Origin of the sequence: Trinickia sp. Y13, from assembly GCF_029522115.1 — a bacterium.
Taxonomy (GTDB): domain Bacteria; phylum Pseudomonadota; class Gammaproteobacteria; order Burkholderiales; family Burkholderiaceae; genus Trinickia.
The window spans coordinates 184,375-206,009 of sequence record NZ_JAKWFK010000007.1 but is presented as its reverse complement, the minus strand read 5'-3'; the positions used below and the strand labels follow the sequence as shown (position 1 = coordinate 206,009).

The following is a 21,635-nucleotide window of genomic DNA, read 5'->3' as shown; positions in this document are numbered from 1 at the left end:
CATTCAGCGGGCCGGACACTGGCCCATTTTCAACGCAACGAGGAATTTCAATGCAAGGCAACTCTTTGAATATCTCCACCATTGGCGGCACGGTCGGCGGCACTGTGGGCGGTACGGTCGGCGGCACCGTAGGTGGAACCGTTGGCGGCACGGTCGGCGGTACGGTGGGTGGCACGGTAGGCGGGACTGTTGGTGGCACGCTGCCGGGCAACCAGCGTATGCTGCTCAAGACTCGTCTGAGCAAGTAAGGCCTGCACGAGTCGCGTAGCTTCACAAACGCGACTCGTGTTCCTTGTATTTATCTAATTATGCAAGAAGGCCCGATGCACATGGTGAACAATAGATACACCCTGTCTAAGGACGTTGTTGAACTTGCTGTGGGTGCTCGCACTGCAGTTTATCATCGCAAACGCGGTGGGCTGTGTATGCTTGATGATGCCGCACTCAATGTCTTGCAGGGATTTCGTTCAGGTCGAGCACTACCGACATCGTGGATCGAAGACGAGGCTTCCAGTCGGGAGGTCGAGTTGATCCAGCAATTATTGGCGCGCGGTTTTATAGTAGTTGACGAGGCTACAGACAAAAACACCCCGACAGAGATCGAGAAGAAAGTCAACATCATTCAGCTCATTCTGGCCAACGCCTGCAATTTCGGTTGTACCTATTGCTTCGAAGGAATTCAAGGAAAGGAAATGTCGGCGGAAGCCGAAGTGGCCAAGGTCGACCTCAGTCGACTGAGGGCCCGCGATGAGATCAAGGTCGATCTCAACGATTCAATGTATGCCTCCAAAGAGCGGTTCGATCACCAGTACGACCCGAAGAACAGGCACATGAAGCCGCACGATGCAGTGCGCTACGTCGAGAACGCCTTGGCAGTTTCGCGCGCCTCTGGCGTTCGCAGTGTGATGGTTCAGTTCTTCGGAGGCGAGCCATTGCTTAACTGGAAGGCCATCGCCGCCGTCCTCGACCGCTTTGGCAATGGCGAGCGTGATGGCATGCACATCGCCTACTCCACCGTGACGAACGGCTCTCTGATCACCGATGAAGTCGCTGAAAGTTTTGCTGCCCATCGTGTTGCGGTCTGCGTTAGCTTTGATTCACCCACAAGCCCGAGTCGTCCGCTAAAGAACGGTGACGACAGTACGCCGTTAGTTATGCAGGGTCTGCGGCGCCTACAGGCAAAAGGTAATCGAATCGCAATCAATGCGGCGCTGACATCTGCTACCTGGGATGACTTCGACGAATCCATCGTCGATTTGGCGGTCGATGTTGGCGCAGGCGAGATCGGCGTGGTGGTCGATTTCGATCCGAGCTTCTATGCCCGTTACGGAGCACAGAACATCGTCGAGCGCTTGTGGCGCGTCGTCGAATATGGTCGGCAGCGCGGTGTGGTTTTGACGGGTTACTGGCATCAAATATTCCAGGTACTCCTTGGCCACGATGCCGTCTCCGAACGCGGTTTCAAGAATTGTTCGGCTAAAGGTGCGCAGTTCAGCATCGAGCCGAACGGTTCGGTTTTTGCATGCAAGGCCGGTTCGACGCTGCTGGGCTCCATAGAGGAAGGAACGAGCCTTCTTGATGCACCTGCCTACGTGGAGCATGCCAAGCTTCGCCACGAGAATCCAAGTTTTTGCCATGGATGCGAGATCGAAGGTTTTTGCGCCGGCCTCTGTCTTGGCCCGCTCGAAAAGAAATATGCCGCCATCGATGTCGTCGAACCATCGGCGTGCGACTTCTATCGAGGAATTACACGCAAGCACATCGAATCGCTGCAACCCTTCGAAATTGCCACATTCGACCTGCAACCAGCCTGATCTACCAGCGAGGAAAAACTTCATGGACGCACACGCCTTGGAGCGTGCCACCGTAACCGGTGCGGACCACTTCAAAACGCACGGCTACGCCGTGATCGATACGCCGCCGCTGCCTGAGCAAGTGCTGGAATCCTTCAACAATATGCCGCGTGACGGGCACAGTTTGAAGCGCTTGCGACAGATACGCCTGTCGCAGTACTTCGGCTATCGTGAGGAAGGACAATGGATCTTTGCATTGCTGCCACAGCGCAAGTACGTCCAGTCGGCCGAATACATCCGTTTGGCTGAGGCCGGCGGCGTAATGCGCCATCGCGAACAACTCGAGTGCGATCCGTCGCCGCTGATGGTGGCCGTTCTCGATGCGCTCCCAATCGATGAAAATGAACGCTACCACCTCAACGTCAATCAGATCCGTGTGGTAGCAAACGCCGAATTCAAGGGCGTCACTGTGCCAGAGGGACCGCATCGCGACGGGCACGAATTCAGCGTGATTGTTATCGCAGGGCGCCACAACGTCGCCGGTGGGGAAACGCAGGTCATTGACCCGGTGTCTCGCCAAATCGTTCATCAACAGCTTCTTGGCGAGAATCAGGCCGTGTTGATTGACGACGAACGCTACATTCACTACGCGACAGATATTGCGCCGGCGCAGGGTACCATCGGGCATCGGGATATTTGGGTCATCGAAATCAATCGTTGGCACAAGCGTGCCTATGGCCCGGCACACGAGCGCCGCGCTAGCGAGGCAACGCTTTCGGCCGAGGCTACCGCATGACGTCGGGGACACACGCCTCTCCGATCGCGCCGGATGGTCCGTGGACGGCATTTCTCCGCGCTGTCCCCACAGGGGTGGCCCTCCTGCCGATCGGCATGCTCTTTGGCGTGTTAGCAGCACAGGCAAACTGGGGGGCGGTCGACGTGCTGATCTTCAGTTTGCTCGGCTTCTCCGGAAGCGGGCAGTTTGCATTGCTGCCGTTGGCCGATCAAGGACTCGGTATTCTGACCATGCTGTTAATGGCTATTTCGATCAACTGCCGATACATCCCAATCGCCTTTACCACTTCCTCGCGATTGCCCCGGCACCCTGTGCGACGCGCCTTTTTTGCGCATTTGTTGGGCGATGAGGCTTATGCCGTGGAGCGGCCTCATGACCCTCACGCATCCATTCTCGCCATCCGTTTGACAATCTACGGCGCTTGGGTTTTGTCTACCCTTGTCGGCGCGTTCGCAACTCAATTGATCCCGCACAGCCTGCTTGTTGGGGACATCAATCTGGGGTTTCCTGCGAGTGCTGTGCTGCTGGTGTTGTCCCTTGGTCAACTCAAGGCTCGTGTACCCCAGATTTCGGCGTCATGGCGTCGCCGGCTTTTGGAAATCGGGCTCTGCGTTGCTGTCGCTTTGTTGCTGTTCACGCTCTTAGGCCGGGCCTGGTTCTGGCTCCCCAGCATAGGCTTCAGCACGTGGCGGCTCTGGAGGGCGGGCGCATGAGCTTCTCTTCGCATGCCCTCGCCATTCTGGCGTTGTTTGCAACGAGCATAACCGTGCGGGTACTGCCGGTGTTCGTTCGGTTGCGTCTGGGCCCCACGGCGCGCGGCTTACTCGAGCGAGTACTGCCCATGGCCGTTTTTCTGAACTTCGTGGTGTACATTGCCTGGACCGAGATCAACACTGCGCCCGCAGCCGCCGTTGCGGCCATTGCCATAGCGGCCATTGTCACTTTCTCGACGCGCGCGGGGCTTCTGCTTACCGCGTGTGCTGCCACCCTTGTGTATTTCCTGGTCCGGATGTCTCTGCACGGTTAAATCCATCGCCCAGCTGTCGAAGCGCGTCGCCGACTTCATCGACGACAGCGTGCCAGTTGCCCGGCTCAGGCTGACGGAAAATTCGCATTACCTTGGGATACCACGGCGAATCGGACCGTTCGAGAAACCAGCGCCAGCACGTGTCATACCGATTCAGGAGCCATACGGGCTTGCCCATCGCACCCGCCAGGTGGGCAGTCGAGGTATCGACGGCGATGACCAGGTCCAGATGCGCAACGAGCGCGGCCGTATCAGCGAAGTCTTCGATCTGATCCGTGACGTCGATGACACGCTGCGCGAGCGGACTGCCCCTGAGCTGGGCTTGCGCAGCATCGCCTTTTTGCAGGCTGTAGAAGTCGATACCGCACAAGTCAAAGAGCGGTTCGAAACGCGCAAACGGCATGCTGCGCCGCTTGTCCATCGCGTGCGAGGTCGCGATGCCCAGTCGCGGATTGCCGGCCCAGACGAGCCCGACGCGAAGCCGATCGCGGTCCTCTCCGATCCGTCGCCCCCAGGCGGACACCTGTTCCGGATCAGGGGTGATATACGGTAGCGACGCGGGGATCGCGTCACTTTGCGTTCCAAGCGCGAGCGGCAAACTCATGAGTGGGCAATGAAAATCAAAAGCGGGTCGCCGCTGCCCCTGCACCAGTAGCTCGTCCACCCCGTCCAGACCCGTCAGCAGGCGGTGTAGTTGTGGCTGGACTTCGAGCAGCACCCTTGCCCCGAGCGTGGAAACGGAGGTCGCGAAGCGGCAGAACTGCAGCGTATCGCCCAGCCCGCCCTCTGCGTGCAGCAGGATGGTTCTACCCGCAAGCGATTCGCGTCCGAGCCACAACGGCACCGAGAATCGGGGCCATTCATCGCGAACATAAGTGCCGGTGCGCCAACGCCATTCGTACTTCTCCCAGCCCCTGGCGTAGTCGCCGATGAGCAATCGGCACAGGCTTTCGTTCCAGTGAGCATCCGCGTAGTCAGGCGCACACCGCTGCGCCTCCTCGTAGCTGCGCAGTGCATCGTCATGACGTCCGAGACCTTCGAGTGCATTGCCCCGGTTGTCATGCGCCACGGCGTAATCCGGCTTCAAAGTCAATGCACGGTCGAAACTGATAATCGCTTCTCCGTGCCGGCCTAGGTCACCCAGCGCATTGCCCCGATTGTTGAACGCCTCGGCGCATTCCGGCCGGATGGCTATCGCGTGATCAAAGCTCGCAATGGCTTCATCGTGACGTCCCAGCAAGCGCAGCGCGTTACCACGATTGAACCACGCTTCGAAGAAGCGGGGGCGATGCGCCAACGATTCGTCGTATGCGGCAACCTCATCGTCGAAACGACCCAGTTCGCGCAGTGCCACGCCAATATTGAAGTGGGTCACGGCCGCATTGCCGCCCGCAAGAAGCGCCTGCCGCATCGTGGCAATGGCGTCTTCATAATCACGCGCTTGCAACGCGATCGCCGCGAGCAGATTCAATGCCTCGACCGACGTCGGCTCTGCAACGCAGATCTCACGACATAGCGTCCTGGCTTGTGCCAGCTTGTTTTGCGCGCACAGCGCGCGGACTTGATGGAGGGCTTCTTGTGGATCGACGCAGATGCAATCGGGCAGGTTGTCGCTATTATCGGTGCTCGTCATGTTGTTCGAATATGTCCGGCCGACAGGGCTTGGCGCCCATCGAGGCAATGGTTGGCGTAGCGGCGGGTGCGACGGCCGCAGGGGCACAGGGCGTGTACGGCGCTGGGCGTCAGCGCCGCGTTCGCTCCCGAGCTTGGTACGCTACCGAGAGCAGGGCGTTTCTATTGTCCCGCTTGCGAAATCCGGTCGAGAAACACGAAACGCGAAGGCGCGTGCGCATCTTGGAAACTTCCGCCGCTTGTCGGAAGTGCACTCGCCACCGGGCCTAAATCGGAAAGCGACGAAAAGCGTAAAGCGCTTGGTCGAAGACAGGCTGAACGATCGCACGATGCACGACGCACAGTGAACTGACGGTGACGGGATGGTTCAATCGCTTCGTGCTCGACGAACGACCGAAGCGCGCCACCATGCAGGCGGCGCGCTCCCAAAAAAACGTCGCGGTCGTGTAATCGACCGCGACGGATTCAAGCCCTGCAACGGCACGCTCGGACACCTGGGCGTGGCCAGGCGCCAAGCGAGGTCGATCAATCCTCGAGCTGCGCGCCGCGCGTCTCGGGAAGGATCAATGCGGCGAGCATCACGAGGCCATAAGCGGAAGCCGCGAACACGCTGATCGCCGCGCCGAGCGTCATCGTCTTAGAAACAATCCCGATGAAGAACGGGAACGTTGCACCGACCGCACGGCCGAAGTTGTAGCAGAAACCGGCGCCGCTGCCGCGCACCCGCGTCGGGAACAACTCCGACAAATACGCGCCCATGCCCGCGAAGATGCCCGAGGCGCAAAAGCCGAGCGGGAACCCAAGCGCAAGCAGCATGCCGTTGCTCATGGGGATGCGTGTATAGACAAAGGCGATCGCCATCGAAGCCACGGCATAGCCGATCAGCGTCAAGCGCCGGCCGATGCGGTCGTTCAGCGCCGCGCTCGTCAGATAGCCGATGTATGAACCGACGATGATCACCGAGAGATAGCCACCCGTGCCGACCACGCTCAAATGCTGCGACGTCTTCAGCCACGTCGGCATCCAGATGGTGATCGCGTAGTAGCCGCCTTGAGCGCCCGTCGTCAGAATCGCTGCGCGCAAAGTCGTGGCGCCATACTTGCTGAAGATCTGAAGGAACGAGCTATGCTCGCCGGAACTCGCTTCGCGCGCCTTCTGCCGTGCGTGGACTTCAGGCTCTTGCACCATCCGGCGCAGCGGAATCACGAACAGCGCGGGCAGCAGGCCGATAGCGAAAAGCGCGCGCCAAGCCATCTCGCCAGGCAGCAGCGAGAAGACGACCGTATAAAGCAGTGCCGAGACGCCCCAACCGAGCGCCCAGCCCGCCTGCACGGTGCCGACCGCCTTGCCGCGATCGCCCGCGGCAATCGCCTCGCCGATCAGCACGGCGCCCGCCGTCCATTCACCGCCGAAACCCAGGCCCATCAAGCCGCGCGCCCAGAGCAACTGCTCGTAGCTCTGCGCAAGTGCGCAAAGGAATGTGAAGACCGAAAACCAGACGATCGTGACCTGCAGCGTCTTTACACGGCCGATGCGGTCCGACAAGATGCCGGCCACCCAGCCGCCGAGTGCGGAGGACAGCAGCGTCACCGTGCCGACAAGGCCGGCGTCGGCCCGCGAAATACCCCAGGTTGCCATGATCGCCGGAATGACGAACGCGAGGAACATCGTGTCCATTGCGTCCAATGCATAGCCGATCTTGCAACTCCAGAACGCGCGCCGCGCGCTCGCACTCGCACGGCGATACCAGCCGAACGGCCCATCGGCCGCTGCTGCTCCCTGCGCGTCCCCCGCGTATTGTGCTTTTGTGGTCATAGCTAGTCTCCAGGTGGATCGTGTGTAAAAGCGTTACCGGCCGCTGCCCTAGCCAAGATGCATGCGACCGAATCGGAGTTTCCCTTCAAGGATGGAAACGATACTAAGTCGCCTAAACGTCACGCGCCAGCGAGGATTTGCAGCCGTCAGTGTCAATATTTCCTTGACAGAAATGTCAGGGTTATCCCACCCCCCATCGTCTCCGCCGCCGGTTGAACCGCTCGTGCTGTGTAGTTCGCAGGTATGCGCATAAAAATTTCTTGTAACCAACATTCAAATTTCTTCCTCGACACTGGTTCGACCACGCTTCGATAATCCGCTCCACTCGCCGATGGACCGTCTTCGTTTCGGAACCACGGCCGTATGTCCATTTGAGGAGACCGATGGAGATGACTTCGAATCACGACAAGCAAGGTAGCGCCCCTTCGACGCATGGCGCAGGCGCCGGCCGCTGGCAATTCTGGGTGGACCGCGGAGGCACGTTCACAGACATCGTCGCGCGTCGTCCCGACGGCTCGCTCGTCACCCACAAGCTGCTTTCGGAGAACCCCGAACGCTATCGCGACGCCGTCGTTCAGGGCATCCGCGAACTGATCGGCGTGGAAGCCGGCGAAGCGCTGCCGCACGGGCGCATCGAAGTCATCAAGATGGGCACGACCGTCGCCACCAATGCGCTGCTCGAGCGCAAGGGCGCACGCACGCTGCTGGCCATCACGCAAGGCTTCGCCGATCAGTTGCGCATCGGCTACCAGGAGCGGCCCGACATCTTCGCCCGTCACATCGCGCTGCCCTCGCAGATGTACGAGCGCGTCGCCGAGATCCGCGAGCGCGTCGATGCGCATGGCAATACGCTGGCACCGCTCGATGAGGAGCATGCTCGCAGCGCGCTGGCCGAGGCGCGCAAAGCCGGCATCACGTCGATCGCGATCGTGCTGATGCACGGCTACAGGTTCCCGGAGCATGAGTTGCGGGTGGCCGAGATCGCGCGCGAATGCGGTTTTACGCAGATTTCCGTGAGCCATCGCGTCAGCCCTCTGATGAAGCTGGTCGGGCGCGGCGACACCACCGTGGTCGACGCCTACCTCTCGCCGGTGCTGCGCGATTACGTCGAGCGCGTCATGGCTCAGACGGGCAGCGTGCCGCTGATGTTCATGCAATCGAGCGGCGGCCTGGCCGAAGCAACGCACTTCCAGGGCAAGGACGCGATCCTCTCGGGCCCGGCCGGCGGCATCGTCGGTGCGGTGAAAACGTCGGAAGCCGCGGGCGAGCGTAAGGTCATTACGTTCGATATGGGCGGCACCTCCACCGACGTCGCCCATTACGACGGCGCCTACGAGCGTGTCTTCGAAACGCAGGTTGCGGGTGTGCGCGTGCGCGCGCCGATGATGGACATCCATACCGTGGCCGCCGGCGGCGGTTCGATCTGCAGCTTCGAGAACGGCCGTTTCCTGGTTGGGCCCGAGTCGGCCGGCGCTTATCCCGGCCCCGCGGCCTATCGCAACGGCGGCCCGCTGACGGTCACCGACTGCAACGTCATGCTCGGCCGCGTGCAAGCCGATCATTTTCCGCACGTCTTCGGGCCGAACGGCGATCTACCGCTCGACGTGGCGACCGTCCGCGAAAAGTTCGAAACCCTCTCGGCGCGCGTGAGCGCCGAGACGGGCCGCACGATGACCCCCGAAGCCATTGCCGAGGGCTTCCTCACGATCGCCGTCGACAACATGGCGCAGGCGATCAAGAAGATCTCTGTCGAACGCGGCCATGACGTCGCCGATTACGCGCTGTGCGCATTCGGCGGCGCAGGCGGCCAGGCGGCTTGCGCCGTGGCCGAGTCGCTCGGCATGCGGCGCATCGTGCTGCACCCGTTCGCGGGCGTGCTGTCGGCTTTCGGCATGGGCCTGGCCGATCTGCGCGTGCTGCGCGAGAAGGCCATCGAGTCCGTGCTCGAAGACGAGACCGTGGCAGCGCTGCGCGAGAGCTATCAGGCACTCGAGGGCGCGGCCGTGGACGAGGTCCTCGCCCAGCGCGTGCCGCGCCAGCGCGTGCGCACGATTCGCTCCGCACGCCTGAAGTACCAGAACACCGACTCGACCCTGGAAGTCCCGTTCGGCGATGCGCTCGCGATGAAGACCGCCTTCGAGGCGCTCCATCAGAAGCGTTTCGGATTCGTGATGGAAGCGAAGCCCTTGGTGGTCGAGTCGATCGCCATCGAGGCCGTGGGCATCACCGAGAACGGTGCGGCCGTCGGCCATGCACAAGCGCATGGACGGGCCGAAACGGCCATCGAGGCCGGCACGCGCATTGCCATGTTCGCTGACGGCGCCTGGACGGACGTGCCCCTCGTGCGCCGCAACACGCTCGCGGTCGGCGACTCGCTCACGGGCCCGGCGCTGCTCACCGAAGACATCTCGACTATCGTGTTGCTCGCTGGCTGGCGCGCGACGATGCTCGAGGACGGCACGCTGCGGCTCGACCAGGAAGACGTGGAGCGCGAGGGCGCAGCCAAACCGGCCAACGTCATCACGACCGAAGTCCACCCGGTTCATCTCGAGATCTTCAACAACGTCTTCATGTCGATCGCGCAGCAGATGGGCGTGACGCTCGAGAAGACCTCGTACTCGGTCAACATGAAGGAGCGTCTCGACTTCTCGTGCGCCATCTTCGATCGCAACGGCGGCCTGATCGCCAACGCTCCGCATATTCCGGTGCACCTCGGCTCGATGAGCGACAGCGTGCTGACGGTGATCCGCGAGCACAGCGCGACGATGAAGCGTGGCGACGCATTCATGCTGAACGTGCCCTACAACGGCGGCACGCACCTGCCCGACATCACCGTGGTGATGCCCGTGCACGCGGCCGAGCGCGACGAACTGCTGTTCTACGTGGCGGCACGCGGGCACCATGGCGATGTCGGTGGCATCACGCCGGGCTCGATGCCCCCCAACAGCACGGTCATCGAAGAGGAAGGCGTCCTGCTCGACAACGTACAGATCGTGGACGGCGGCACGTTCCTGGAAGCCCAGGTGCGAGCGCTGTTCGCCTCGGGCCCCTACCCCGCGCGCAACATCGACCAGAACATTGCCGATCTCATGGCGCAGATTGCAGCCTGCAAGTGCGGCACGACCGAACTGCTGGCCGCAACGCGCCGCTACGGCGCCGAGGTCGTCCTGGCCTATATGAACCACGTGCAGGACAACGCCGAGGAAGCGGTGCGCAACGCCATCAGCGCACTCGGTGACGGCGAGTTCACCTACGGCATGGACGACGGCGCTCAGATTCGCGTATGCGTCACGATCGACCGCGAGCGCCGCCAGGCGCGCGTGGATTTCACCGGCACGAGCGAGCAGCGCCCCGGTAACTTCAACGCGCCGCGCTCGGTGTGCAAGGCAGCCGTGCTCTACGTATTCCGCACGCTGCTGGCCGGTTCGATTCCGATGAACGAGGGAGTGCTCCGTCCGCTCGACATCGTGATTCCGGAAGGCTCGATGTTGAGCCCCGTCTATCCGGCGGCGGTCGTGGCAGGCAACGTCGAAGTCTCGCAGGCCGTGACGGACGCGCTCTATGGCGCGCTGAAGATCATGGCCGCGTCGCAGGGCACGATGAACAACTTCACGTTCGGCGACGACGACCACCAGTACTACGAGACGATCGCGGGCGGCTCGGGCGCGGGCCCCGACCATCCCGGCACCTCGGTGGTTCAGACGCACATGACGAACTCGCGGATGACTGATCCGGAAGTCATCGAATGGCGCTTCCCCGTTGTCGTGGAGCAGCATGCGATCCGCCGCGGCAGCGGCGGCCGGGGCCGTCAATCGGGCGGCGACGGCGCGGTGCGGCGTATTCGCTTCACGCGCACCATGACGGCGAGCATCCTCGCCAACCGCCGCGAAGTGCCGCCGTTCGGCCTCGCAGGCGGCGAACAGGGACGCGCCGGGTGCAACTGGGTGGAGCGAGCCAATGGCACTATCGAGCATTTCGGCGCCACACATACGACGGTCGTTCAGCGTGGCGACGTGTTCGTCATCGAAACCCCGGGCGGCGGTGGCTACGGTTCGGCCGATTGAACCCGGCCGGCGTGAAGGGGCCTTGGTGCGATGAACACCCGCTTCTTAGAAACCTTCGTGACGCTCGCCCAGCTCCAGAGCTTCCGGGCGACGGCACGGAGTCTTCACGCCACGCCGGCGACCATCTCGCTGCGCATCCGCACGCTCGAGGACGAGCTCAAATGCGAGCTCGTCGACCGGCGTTCGCGCACGTTCCTGCTCACCCCGGCCGGTCAATATCTCGTCGGCTTCGCGAGGGACGTGATCGACGCGACGCGCGCGCTGCGGGAGGCGGCCGGCGCCGAGCCGGTTGTCGGCGGCACCTTGCGGCTCGGCGTGAACGAGACGGTCGTACATAGTTGGCTCGCGCATTACCTCTCGCATCTGAACGCGCGGTTTCCGACGCTCGAGGTCGATCTCTCGGTCGACACGAGCGCCGCATTGCAAAAGCGGCTGCTCGCGGGCGAACTCGATGTGGCGCTGCGCGTCGAAGGCGTCGACAGCGCCCGCGTGGTGTCCCGTGCCATCGCCAGCTATCCGGTGCGCTGGATCGCGCGGCGCGACCTGCTCGCGCAGCATTCCGACGGCCTGGCACAGCAGATCCTCAAGAGACCGGTGCTGACCTTCGGGCGCGGAACGACCCCACAGATCGCGCTCGAGCACATCGTGCATGGCCTTGCCATAGAGCATGGCATGCGGACCGACCAGATGCGGATCATTTGCTCGCCGTCCGTGGCCGCCATCGTACAGCTCGTACGTGACGGCTACGGCGTGGCCGCGATCCCGCGCTTGTTCGTGGCCGACGCCCTCTCGAGCGGCGAATTCGCCGAGATACCTATGCGCCCGGCGCCCCCGCCGATCGTGATTTCTCTGTGCGCCCGGGCCGATGCTGGCGTAACCGTCAACGCAGCCTTGAATGCGGCGCACGAAGCCTGCGCAGAGTATTGCCTGAGTCAACCGGGCGAACTCATCGAAGCGCTCTAAAACGAGCGCGAAATGAAAACGTTACCTGCGACTTCGTAATTTCGAGCTCGACTGCGGATGGTGCAGCGCAATCCGCAACATGGCTTCGGTACGTTGGGGTCACGGTGAAGTCGCCGTTACTCGCCAAGACCACATCCTGGAGGTCAGCGTGCCCACGCCTATCAATTCGGCCGCGCCGGTGCTTACGCCCGAAGCGTTGTCGGCCGATCGCTCCTCGGCGCCCGCCGCTACGCCGACGGCTCAGCGCCCCTCGTCGAATGCGCGCCGGGCCTTGTCAGGGCCGCTGGCATGCCTGTCTCCGTTCAAGAAGCAAGCGCCCGCCATGCCGCCTACTGCCAGTGCTTTGCAGTGCACTGCGCCTAAAGTGCCGCCGCGAGCGATGGCTCGCCAGAAACCGTGGGACGTGCAGACGGCCGTCGCCGATATGTCGACGCTTTCCGACAAGCGCGTCAAGCGGTGGTTCAAGAAGTCCGCGTCCGAGCAATATCTGTACGCAAAGAGCTTGCTGCCGGAGCAGCGCGACGAGCTCGAAACGGAGCTTGCCCGAACGATGCGGGGCAATACGCCGGCTGCCCGTGAAGCGCTGACGATGTGGCTCTCGGTCCAGCAGGCACGCTTGCGCACCCACTCCCCCTTGCAGCAGCAGTTGCATCGGTCGCAGCAGGTCGCCAACGCGATACCGAGCGCTACTGTCGTAGGTGCGGCAGTATCGTTGCCCGCCCTCCTGAGCACGCGAGTCCAGTACTACCAGTCGGACGAGCGGCCCGAGTACGCGAAGGCCTTCGACAACTTCATGAGCGTGATCGGCGATCCGGCGCTCCCTCCCGAAGTCCGAAACGCAGTGGCGGAACGGCTCGAGTACCATGCCTGGAGCGAGGGGACGATCGCGCCGCAAGAGCAGCATCTGCTCTACACCCACGGCGCGCGAAAGATGGCCGACGACGGCTATCGCGTTCCTCGGCGGACCTTCTCGGCACTGTTCTCCGAGCCTCCCGCCGCCCGGTTGACGAAGGAGGCACCCTATTTTTCGTCGAAACGAACGCTGACCAACCTGAACGGTCAGATCGCGTTCGAAAAAGGCATGGAACCCACCGACACCACTGTGGACAAGTTGTGGTGCAGACACCTGGCCCTCGCCTATTGCCTTGCTTCCGACGACAACGACGGCAAGTTCGACTTCGACAAGCTGTCCGTCTCCGGCCCACTGCATTACGATAATTTTGTCGACAAAGCATGGCGCGACAAGTATTTGCAGCCTCGCAACTATTTGCATGGCGCAGGGCTGGGTCCCGATGCGGCTCGCGCGGTCGTGGACAGCGATCGTTTCGGCGCGTCACTGGCGAACGCGTTCAAAAAGCTGGAATCGACCGGGCAATCGCATGCCTCGGCCGTCCTCAATGTGGCGGATTATAGTGAGACAGCGGCGCAGTCCTACACGGGGCATGCTATGGCCATGACGATAAAGGTCAAAGCGGATCCCGACAAAGGCACACCGGTCTACGTCGTAACCTTCTACGACCCGAACCATACCCTTACGCATAAACGAGTCAGGGTGACCGATCTGCATTCGCTCGAGCGCCTTACATTTCGCGATTTCGTCGACCCTGGTGTCAGCTATGCGAACGCCGCTGCGGTGGCGGTCATGTCGAAGACCATGCCCGCGGGGTTCGAGGGCAAAGCGGTCACCGCCGAGGAAGGCGTCGTCAAAGCACGGATCGGCCTCGCCCTACGCGAGAACGTACCGGAAGCGCTCGATCTCGTTGCAGCTCAACTGAGCGAGACCGGGCTCGCTCACATCGATCATGAAAAACTGGCGGGCATGCTGGAAGCGAGAGAAGCTTCCGGCACTTCAATGCTTTCTGAAGCGCTTACGCTCGGCAACAGCGAAGCCGTGCGCGCATACGGCCGATTGCTCGACAAGGCGGGGCTGCCGCCGCACATGCACGCCAAGCTGCTCGGAGTCATGGCTCAGCTCGGCATGCCGGTGTTCAACAGCATGATGCAAGTGCCCCATTACAACAGTTTGGATACCATCGAGACCTTCGCCGAGGTAGTCGCGGAGGCGAACCTCCCGGCACAGGTAAAGGCCGATCTCTTGGAAGCAAAGGATCCCGAGGGCGCGCCCGCGTTATTGGGGGCGACGAAGTCCGGAAACGCCGCAGCGGCCGGGCTCCTGATGAAAACGATCCTGCACTCGACGTTGCCGGTGACCATCAAGTCGCAGTTGCTGGCGGCCAAGGACGCTCAAGGCACGCCTGCGCTCGCGCACGCCATGGAACGCGGCGATGCCTACACGGTCATGCGCTTCGTCAAGCAAATCGGCCATTCCAACCTACCCGACGCCGTCAAGGTGGAACTCATCGCAGCGCGAAGTGCGGATGGGACGACTGCTTTAGCGCGCGCCGAACGAGCCGGGCACTCGGATCTGCTGAATCTGTACGAAGACCTCATTCATCAAACGTCGTTGCCGGAGGCGATGAAAACGGAACTCATGACTGGCGGCAAACCCAGGGGTTAAATCGCGAACGTGCCGCAAGCAACGCGACTCGCCACCACAGGCGAGCCCGGCGCCCGATCGATATCGGCGCCGACACTCCGGCAATGTTCCTCCTCCGCCTGGCCCCTCCAATAAAAATACCCGATCATTTGGGGCAGTCATTTTCGATTATGTTCTATCAGCGCGGCATTCGTAGAATGCCAACACGCATCGATTGAACGACACTACCGTCGGTCATTCAATACACCGGCCAATGTCGCCTATTCGTTGCCGAAAGGAGCAAAAGTGCGGCTCGCTGCAATGTATGGAATCCTCGCGGCATGCTGAGCGACGAGCAACGCGCATGGCTGTTGCGCGAGGCCCTCGACGTCCATCAGCCGGGCGCACCGATCTGGTTTTTCGCGTATGGATCACGCATCTGGCGGCCTGCGCTGCCCGCAGCCGAGACCGTTGGCGCTCTCGTCGAGGGCTACCATCGCAAGCTATGTCTATGGTCCTGCGTCAGCCGAGGCACGCACAAAAGGCCGCGGCTCGTGCTGGCGCTGGACGAGGGCGGCGAATGCCGCGGCGTCGCGCATCGAATCGATGCCGAGCATGTGGATGCAGCGCTTGCGGCGCTTTGGGACCGCGAGCTCGTCATGGACTCCTACCGGCCACGCTGGCTCCCCTGCCTGCTAGACGGCGGGCGCGAGGTCATGGCCCTGACATTTGTGCTGCGCAAAGGGGCGCCCAACCATGCGGGCGAAGTCACCGATACCACCGATACTACCGATACGCTCGTGCGACACGTACTGCGACACGCTGCGAGGCCGCACGGCAGTGCGCTCGAGTATTTGGCCCAGACCGTCGCACGGCTGCAGGCCCATGGCATCCGCGACGAACATCTCGAGGGGCTGCTCCAACGATGCGGCCCGTAGCCGACCGCTGGCGCCCCCCGGTGGCCTCCTTTTTGCCTGCGCCGAAATCAGATCACGGCGTAATCGCTATTGAGCAGGTCCGTGATCAGCATAAATCCCGGCGCATGCGTGATGCAGAACTCGGGCTTGGCCTGCAGCAATGCGGCTTGAGGCGTGACGCCGCAGCCCCAGAACACCGGGATCTCACCTTCGCGCACGTCGACGGCGTCGCCGTACTCGGGCTTGCTCAGGTCCGAAATGCCGATCAGCGAAGGATCGCCGATATGCACAGGCGCACCATGCACGCCCGGAAAGCGCGAGGTGATCTGGATGGCGCGAATCGCGTCCGCTGCTTTCATCGGGCGCATCGTCGTGACCATCGGTCCGGAGAACTTACCGGCTGGCGTGGTCTGCACGCCCGTGCGGAACATCGGCACGTTGCGCCCCTGCTCGATGTGGCGAATGCCGATCCCATGCTCGATGAGCGAATGCTCGAACGTAAATGAGCAACCGATGGCGAACGTCACCAGATCGTCGCGCCAATAGTCGAGCACGTTGTTCGGCTGCGCCACTTCCTCGCCGTGTTGGAAAACGCGATAACGCGGTACGTCGGTGCGAATGTCGAGGTCGGCGCCCAGCATCGTCATGCGAGGATCGCCGACTTCCGACACGGCAATCAGCGGGCACGGCTTCGGGTTGCGCTGACAAAAGCGCTGAAATTCCGCCGCGTCGGCAGCAGGCAGGATCGCGAGATTGACCTGCACGTAGCGGGGCGCGAGGCCAGCCGTGGGCTTTCTCCAATCGCCTCGGCGGATGGCGGCGCGCAACTGCGCGGGCGTGAGGGCGTGAAAGCTCGAGGTCTCCATGTTCATTGGCCTTGAAAGAATTCGAAAAATAAAAGAGTGGACGCCGGGGCCACAGACAAACGAATGGCCGGTCCGAGCCGGCGGCGTTGACGGCGGCACCATCTAACAGTCTATAATCCGCCCGCCGATTGAACCTAATCGGACATCTCGGTCCATTTCGATAGAAATTTCCGATCAAGGCACCCTCATGCGGGCATCACTGCGGCAAATCGAGACTTTCTACTGGGTCGCGCGGCTCGGCGGGTTCCACGCGGCGGCCCGGCGGCTGCATCTCACGCAGCCCACCATCTCCGCGCGGATTCACGAGCTCGAGGAGGTCCTAGGAAGCAAGCTATTCGAGCGCGGCGCTTATCGGACTGAGTTGACCGCGCTGGGCGGCAGGCTGCTGGCGCAGGCCGAGAAAATCCTGCGGCTCGCGGACGACTTCGGCGATGCCGCGCGCGCGACGAACCCGTTCCGAGGCCTCCTGCGGCTCGGTACGAACGAATCGACGGCCATGAGCGGCCTCATCGATATGTTGACGCAGTTGAAAGCCCGTTACCCGTCGCTGCGCGTCGAACTCACGATCGACATCGGGAGCGCGCTCAGCCGCAAGCTGAACGGCAAGGAACTCGACGTCGCCATTCTCATGGAGCCGGTTTCGGCCCCCGGCATCGTCGACATCGCGATCGGCCGCGCCCCGCTGTGCTGGGTGGCGGCCGCCCGCTTCGCCCCGCCCCGTGCGACCTCGACACCGGCTGATCTCGTCGATCTGCCCATCGTCCTGACGCCGCCGCCCTCCACGCTGTTTGGCGCAGCCGCCGAGTGGTTCCGCGCCGGCGGGGTGTCGCTCGACAATTACAGCACTTGCAATTCCATCTCGCTGATCACGCAACTGGTGGCAGCGGGGCATGCCATTGCTGCGCTGCCCAGATCGATCGTCCAAGCCGACGTGGACCGCGGGATGCTGCAGTACCTCGTCACTCGGCCGGCACTTGCGCCGCGTACTTACTATATTGCCTACCCGCGCGACGAAGAAAACGAGGATTCGGCGTTGCTCGTGCAAATGGCACGCGCCGTATTGGCGCAATATAATCTATTCGAACCATTGACAGACTGAGTCGCGTCGCCCCGTGTTGCCGTTCTAAATCGATTTCACACACGAAAATCGAATAAAGTTGACTCGATTTTAATAATCGATGACACAGTTTAATTAATCTTCCTCCTGCCGCGACCAATACCGCACGCATCAAACTTACGCCCCTCACCGGGTTTTCACTTTTCCTTCGCATTTCGGATCGAACGTTCGCCCCATCGGCGGCGCCGTGATACTGCACGCCTAAGATTCGCTCGTCACTTCGCATATCCGATGACACCGCAATCAGGCCTACTGCCTGAGCGGGCCTCTTTTTGTCAACTCTCCGAGGAAGTTTTAATATGGCAATCGATTCGATTAATAATTCGGCGCATCTGCCCGAATTGCCGTCGAGTAGTGAATCGGCGCAAACGGGACAAGCGCGTCAATCCGAACCCACCGTACAGTCGAGCAGCCCGCGCGCAACGCACGGCGCGCTTTCCAATATGCCTCGCACGCCGCGTACGCAGAGTGCATCGCATTCGCAGGTTCGAGCCACGCTCGCGCGCAGCCAAACGGATGTCGATGCAAAATTCACGGCCGAAATGAATAAGCATGTTCTGACATGGTTCAAAGGCCGCAATATCGAACACTTCAAAAATCCCGAGGGTTTGATTCAGGCGGCCCGCGCTCTGGCACCCGAACACATTAAAAAGGTCATTTTGCTGACGGGCTTTTCGGTCGGCGCGCATCCTGAAACGGGCCTGCCGCTGCCGGAAACCGATGGGCCGCCGGGGACGGCAGCACTCGCGCACGCGCTGCAGCAAGTCGGCAAGACCGTCATCATCGTGACGGACAAGCCGAACGAAGCACCGACGCGCGCTCCTCTTGCCGTCGCGAACAAGGAATCGGCGCAATTCACCGAGTTCGTCAACTTCGACCACAAGCAAGCCGATGCTGCGCCGCACGCGAACCGGCTGCTCGACGAGTACAAACCCGACTTCGTGGGCGCGATCGAGTTGCCGGGCCGTAACGTGAACGGCTACCGAAGCAATATGCGCGGCGTGTCGATCGACAACGTCAACGGCGCTGTCGACGAAGTGCTGATCCAAGCTCACAACCGCGGTATCCCGACGTTCGGTGTCGGCGATGGCGGCAACGAAGCGGGCATGGGCGGACGCCCCGGCATTCCGAAGGCGCTGGACGGCAGCGAGATGGCTGCCGTACCGACTGCCAAGTACCAGATCACGTCGTGGAACTCGAACCTCGGGGCCGAAGCGCTTGGGGCGGCCGTGCTGCAACTGCACGGCAAACTCGACAAGCTGCACACACCCGATCAGCAACGCGAGATGATCGAAGCCTCGATGGCTGCAGGCGCGGTCGACGGCGTGACGCGCGGCGCCAAGGTCGATGAAGAGATCGACGGCAAAACCTCCGGGGTCGACGGCTTCTCGCCGAGCACGCACGGCAGGATGCTCTCGTTGGTGCGCGCCATCACGCAGACGGAATTGCCGACGGACCCCATGATCGCCAGCAAGACGCCCAAGGGCCACGCACCCTTCCGGATCTCCGCGTTCGATTCGAGCAACGGCGGCCTCATTGCCACCAAGAACCTCGCGGGCTATCTGCAATACCGTTCGCCGCACAACGCGCGGTTTACGATCGTCGTGGATCATGCCAACGCGCCGTACGGCCGTTTCAGCGAGTTCAACACGGGCGGGCCGAACGACGTCCCGGTCTTCACCTCGGCCGATGCAACGCCGCAAGAGTTGGCCAAGCGCAGCGAAGCGCATCCGCAGCTGATCACGCTCGTCGGCAACGGTCTGCGCGCCAGCGAGGAAATGGGCGTCGATATGATCGCCATGGCCTGCAACACGGCTTGCACGACGTTCCCGCACGCTCTGGAGCAGGTCAAGAACATCGAAGTACTGAATCTGATCGAGGTGACCGCCGACGAAATCGTCAAGACGGGCGGCGCGCGTCCAGCCGTCCTGGCCACCCCTGCCACGATCAATTCGATGGCTTACCTGAAGGCGATCAACGAAAGCGCGGAGAAACTCGGCAATCGAGAGGAACGAATGACGACGACCATCGGTGCGCCGAACTGGGCGCCGTTCATCAACAACTTCGACCAGATGTACAGCAAGCCCGAGACACGCGCGATCATGATGGCCGACATCAAGGAGATCGTCGACCGGATTCCCGCCGACGCGACGTCCGTCTTTTTGTGCTGCACGCACTATCCGGCCTACAAGCCGTTTATCGAGAACTACCTCAAGGAACGCGGCATCGACATCCCCGTCATCGATCCGATGTCGGTGCAGGCCAAGGCGATCGAAAAATCGATGGACAAGGCGGCCGGCCAGGCCGATCACCCGCGCTACCGCCGCCGCGCCTCGCTCGATCCGATCGTCATCACGTCGGGCAAGGAAAGCGACGTGCGCGAATCGGCCAAGACGTTCCTCGGGGCCAAGACGAACTTCCACCTCATGTCCGGCGTCGACTTCTCGCGCAAGTTCGACATGCAGTTGCTCAAGCCGCTGATCGACAAGCCGGAGTCGTCGCTCCGTCCGGCCGCGGCAGGCGGCGATGCAGCGCGCCCGCAAGCGGCTGGCTGGCGCCGCGACGCATCCACGTCGTCCGAGACGGCTACGCGCCCTCTCGCCTAAGTCTCGTCACATCGTCCATCAACCGACATCCTCCAATAGGAGACCGCAATGGCCAACCCGCACTATGAACGCGTCCTCACGGAACTGAGCCGCGTACTCGGCTTCACCGACACACGCGCACTCGCCTCCGGCGGCCGCATCAAGGCTGGCGATCACATCATCACGTTCATTCACGACGAAGAGATCGACGAGCACCACCTGTCGGTGTACGTCGACCTCGGCAAGCCGTCGAGCAACGAAAAGCGTGCGTTCGAGTTGCTGCTCAAGATCAACTTCGAGCTCGACGCGAGCGGACGGGGCACGCTTTCGCTGCATCCGGAGACGGGGCACGCGTTCTACTCGTTCAAGTACCCCCTGAACGACGTGGCGTCGGGGCAGTCTTTGCTCGACAACCTGGCGCGTGCGGTGGCCGACGTGGCGGTGGAGGGCGCTGCCGCTGCGGCGTGACGACAAGCGGCAGTGCGGGGGGGCCGGCCGATCAGGCGCCCCGCGCTTCGGGCGTCGCTTGCAACGGCGGTCGTTCGGGCGCGCAATAATCGGCACAAAGGGCGCTGTCATGCGCCCTTTTTTCACTTCACCCTCATCTCACCCCCTTCGCCGCTTTGCGGCGCCGGTTACACCGCTCCTTCCCCAAGCCGCTCCGCCGCACGGCGCGTCGTAACCGACGCGATCTCGAGGAGCCGCTGCGCCCACTCGATGCCGTCGCGCCAAGCTGCGACGAACGGCATCGGCGGAGGCGACACGGGCCCCTCGATGACGGCCAGCTCGCCGCGTTCGATCCGATCGAGCGCGAGCGCGCGCGGCATCGCCGCCACACCGAAGCCGGCTTGCGTCAGTTGCAGCATGGCGGCCACTGAGTTCACGCAGCTCACGCGAGCGTCGTTGATGCCGTACGCCCGCAGCAGCAGCAGCAGATCCTGATGCGGCCGCGAATGGCGCGAGAACGTAATGATGCGCCGCGTGCGGCTGAGCGTGCGCAGCGCCTGCTCGGGCGTGTCGCCGCCAGCCGCATCGAGCTGCGCGAACTCGCGCGACGCCACCCAAGCAATCGGCAAACGCAGCAGCTCGGCGCTGCGGATCGTCTCGTCCCGCAGCATGTCGGTCTGGAAGACGATGTCGAGCGCGCCACGGCGCAGTTGGTCGATGAGATTGAGCGCGGTATCCGACGTCACCTCGATATCGAGGTTCGGATAATGCTGCGCTACATCTTTGACGAAATCGATGAACCAGGAGTGGATGACGCTGTCCATCGCACCGATGCGAATGGCGCCGGCTGCGAGCGAGCCGTCGGCGAGCGAGGCGCGCAGCCGCTCTACGGACTCGCAAACCGCTTCGGCATGCTCAAGCACGCGCTCGCCCTCGCGGGTCAAGCTCACACCCTTCGGATCGCGGACGAACAGCTTGCTGCCGAGATCGTCCTCGAGAGAAGAGATGCGACTCGAAATCGCAGCTTGTGTCGAATGCAGCTTGTCTGCAGCGAGGCTGAAGCTACGCAGCTTCGCCACCCAGATGAACGTCTCGAGAAATTTCAGATTCACAGCCACTCCCGGCGGAAAACGACCT

Annotated in this window: 16 protein-coding genes; 12 read left to right on the top strand and 4 right to left on the bottom strand. The window is 62.3% G+C overall.

Annotated features, from left to right (window positions below; translation table 11 throughout):
* Positions 1–50 precede the first annotated feature (50 nt).
* The 5 genes from MMB74_RS14940 to MMB74_RS14920 all read left to right on the top strand — a co-directional run bounded on the left by MMB74_RS14940 (position 51) and on the right by MMB74_RS14920 (position 3,616).
* A complete protein-coding gene (locus tag MMB74_RS14940) occupies positions 51–248 on the top strand; it encodes a hypothetical protein (RefSeq protein ID WP_277429425.1) in 198 nt (65 codons plus the stop codon).
* A gap of 75 nt (positions 249–323) precedes the next feature.
* Positions 324–1,814: a radical SAM protein gene (locus tag MMB74_RS14935; protein ID WP_277429424.1), complete on the top strand. Its 1,491-nt coding sequence runs from the start codon at positions 324–326 to the stop codon at positions 1,812–1,814.
* A gap of 22 nt (positions 1,815–1,836) precedes the next feature.
* Positions 1,837–2,589: a 2OG-Fe dioxygenase family protein gene (locus MMB74_RS14930; RefSeq protein ID WP_277429423.1), complete on the top strand. Its 753-nt coding sequence runs from the start codon at positions 1,837–1,839 to the stop codon at positions 2,587–2,589.
* Entirely contained in the window at positions 2,586–3,302 is a 717-nt protein-coding gene (locus MMB74_RS14925) for an AzlC family ABC transporter permease (RefSeq protein ID WP_277429422.1), read from the top strand. Before MMB74_RS14930 ends, MMB74_RS14925 begins: the two co-directional genes overlap by 4 nt.
* On the top strand, positions 3,299–3,616 hold the full coding sequence (locus MMB74_RS14920) for a hypothetical protein (RefSeq protein ID WP_277429421.1): 318 nt from the start codon (positions 3,299–3,301) through the stop codon (positions 3,614–3,616). Before MMB74_RS14925 ends, MMB74_RS14920 begins: the two co-directional genes overlap by 4 nt.
* On the opposite strand, the gene MMB74_RS14915 is transcribed toward MMB74_RS14920, so the two are convergent.
* Complete coding sequence (locus MMB74_RS14915; protein ID WP_277429420.1) at positions 3,558–5,249, bottom strand: tetratricopeptide repeat-containing glycosyltransferase family protein; 1,692 nt, start codon at positions 5,247–5,249, stop codon at positions 3,558–3,560. The two genes, MMB74_RS14920 and MMB74_RS14915, sit on opposite strands and share 59 nt — an antisense overlap.
* A 524-nt stretch (positions 5,250–5,773) precedes the next feature.
* A complete protein-coding gene (locus tag MMB74_RS14910) occupies positions 5,774–7,063 on the bottom strand; it encodes an MFS transporter (RefSeq protein WP_277429419.1) in 1,290 nt (429 codons plus the stop codon).
* A 389-nt stretch (positions 7,064–7,452) separates the two neighbouring features.
* On the opposite strand from MMB74_RS14910, the gene MMB74_RS14905 reads away from it, so the two are divergent.
* The 4 genes from MMB74_RS14905 to MMB74_RS14890 all read left to right on the top strand — a co-directional run bounded on the left by MMB74_RS14905 (position 7,453) and on the right by MMB74_RS14890 (position 15,504).
* Entirely contained in the window at positions 7,453–11,127 is a 3,675-nt protein-coding gene (locus tag MMB74_RS14905) for a hydantoinase B/oxoprolinase family protein (RefSeq protein WP_277429418.1), read from the top strand.
* Positions 11,128–11,157: 30 nt separating this feature from the next.
* Positions 11,158–12,090: a LysR family transcriptional regulator gene (locus MMB74_RS14900; protein ID WP_277429417.1), complete on the top strand. Its 933-nt coding sequence runs from the start codon at positions 11,158–11,160 to the stop codon at positions 12,088–12,090.
* Between the two features lie 841 nt (positions 12,091–12,931).
* On the top strand, positions 12,932–14,608 hold the full coding sequence (locus tag MMB74_RS14895; protein WP_277429416.1) for a ShET2/EspL2 family type III secretion system effector toxin: 1,677 nt from the start codon (positions 12,932–12,934) through the stop codon (positions 14,606–14,608).
* Positions 14,609–14,907: 299 nt separating this feature from the next.
* A complete protein-coding gene (locus tag MMB74_RS14890) occupies positions 14,908–15,504 on the top strand; it encodes a gamma-glutamylcyclotransferase (RefSeq protein WP_277429415.1) in 597 nt (198 codons plus the stop codon).
* 47 nt (positions 15,505–15,551) lie between these two features.
* Here MMB74_RS14890 and MMB74_RS14885 read toward each other — a convergent pair whose 3' ends face one another.
* Positions 15,552–16,349, bottom strand: a complete 798-nt coding sequence (locus MMB74_RS14885; protein ID WP_277429414.1) for a putative hydro-lyase — start codon at positions 16,347–16,349, stop codon at positions 15,552–15,554.
* A 187-nt stretch (positions 16,350–16,536) separates the two neighbouring features.
* On the opposite strand from MMB74_RS14885, the gene MMB74_RS14880 reads away from it, so the two are divergent.
* The 3 genes from MMB74_RS14880 to MMB74_RS14870 all read left to right on the top strand — a co-directional run bounded on the left by MMB74_RS14880 (position 16,537) and on the right by MMB74_RS14870 (position 20,519).
* Positions 16,537–17,448: a LysR family transcriptional regulator gene (locus MMB74_RS14880; protein ID WP_277429413.1), complete on the top strand. Its 912-nt coding sequence runs from the start codon at positions 16,537–16,539 to the stop codon at positions 17,446–17,448.
* A gap of 317 nt (positions 17,449–17,765) precedes the next feature.
* A complete protein-coding gene (locus MMB74_RS14875) occupies positions 17,766–20,072 on the top strand; it encodes a glutamate cyclase domain-containing protein (RefSeq protein ID WP_277429412.1) in 2,307 nt (768 codons plus the stop codon).
* Positions 20,073–20,120: 48 nt separating this feature from the next.
* Entirely contained in the window at positions 20,121–20,519 is a 399-nt protein-coding gene (locus MMB74_RS14870) for a CesT family type III secretion system chaperone (protein WP_277429411.1), read from the top strand.
* A 167-nt stretch (positions 20,520–20,686) separates the two neighbouring features.
* Here the strand turns inward: MMB74_RS14870 and MMB74_RS14865 are convergent, their stop codons facing one another.
* On the bottom strand, positions 20,687–21,610 hold the full coding sequence (locus MMB74_RS14865; protein WP_277429410.1) for a LysR family transcriptional regulator: 924 nt from the start codon (positions 21,608–21,610) through the stop codon (positions 20,687–20,689).
* Positions 21,611–21,635: the final 25 nt, after the last annotated feature.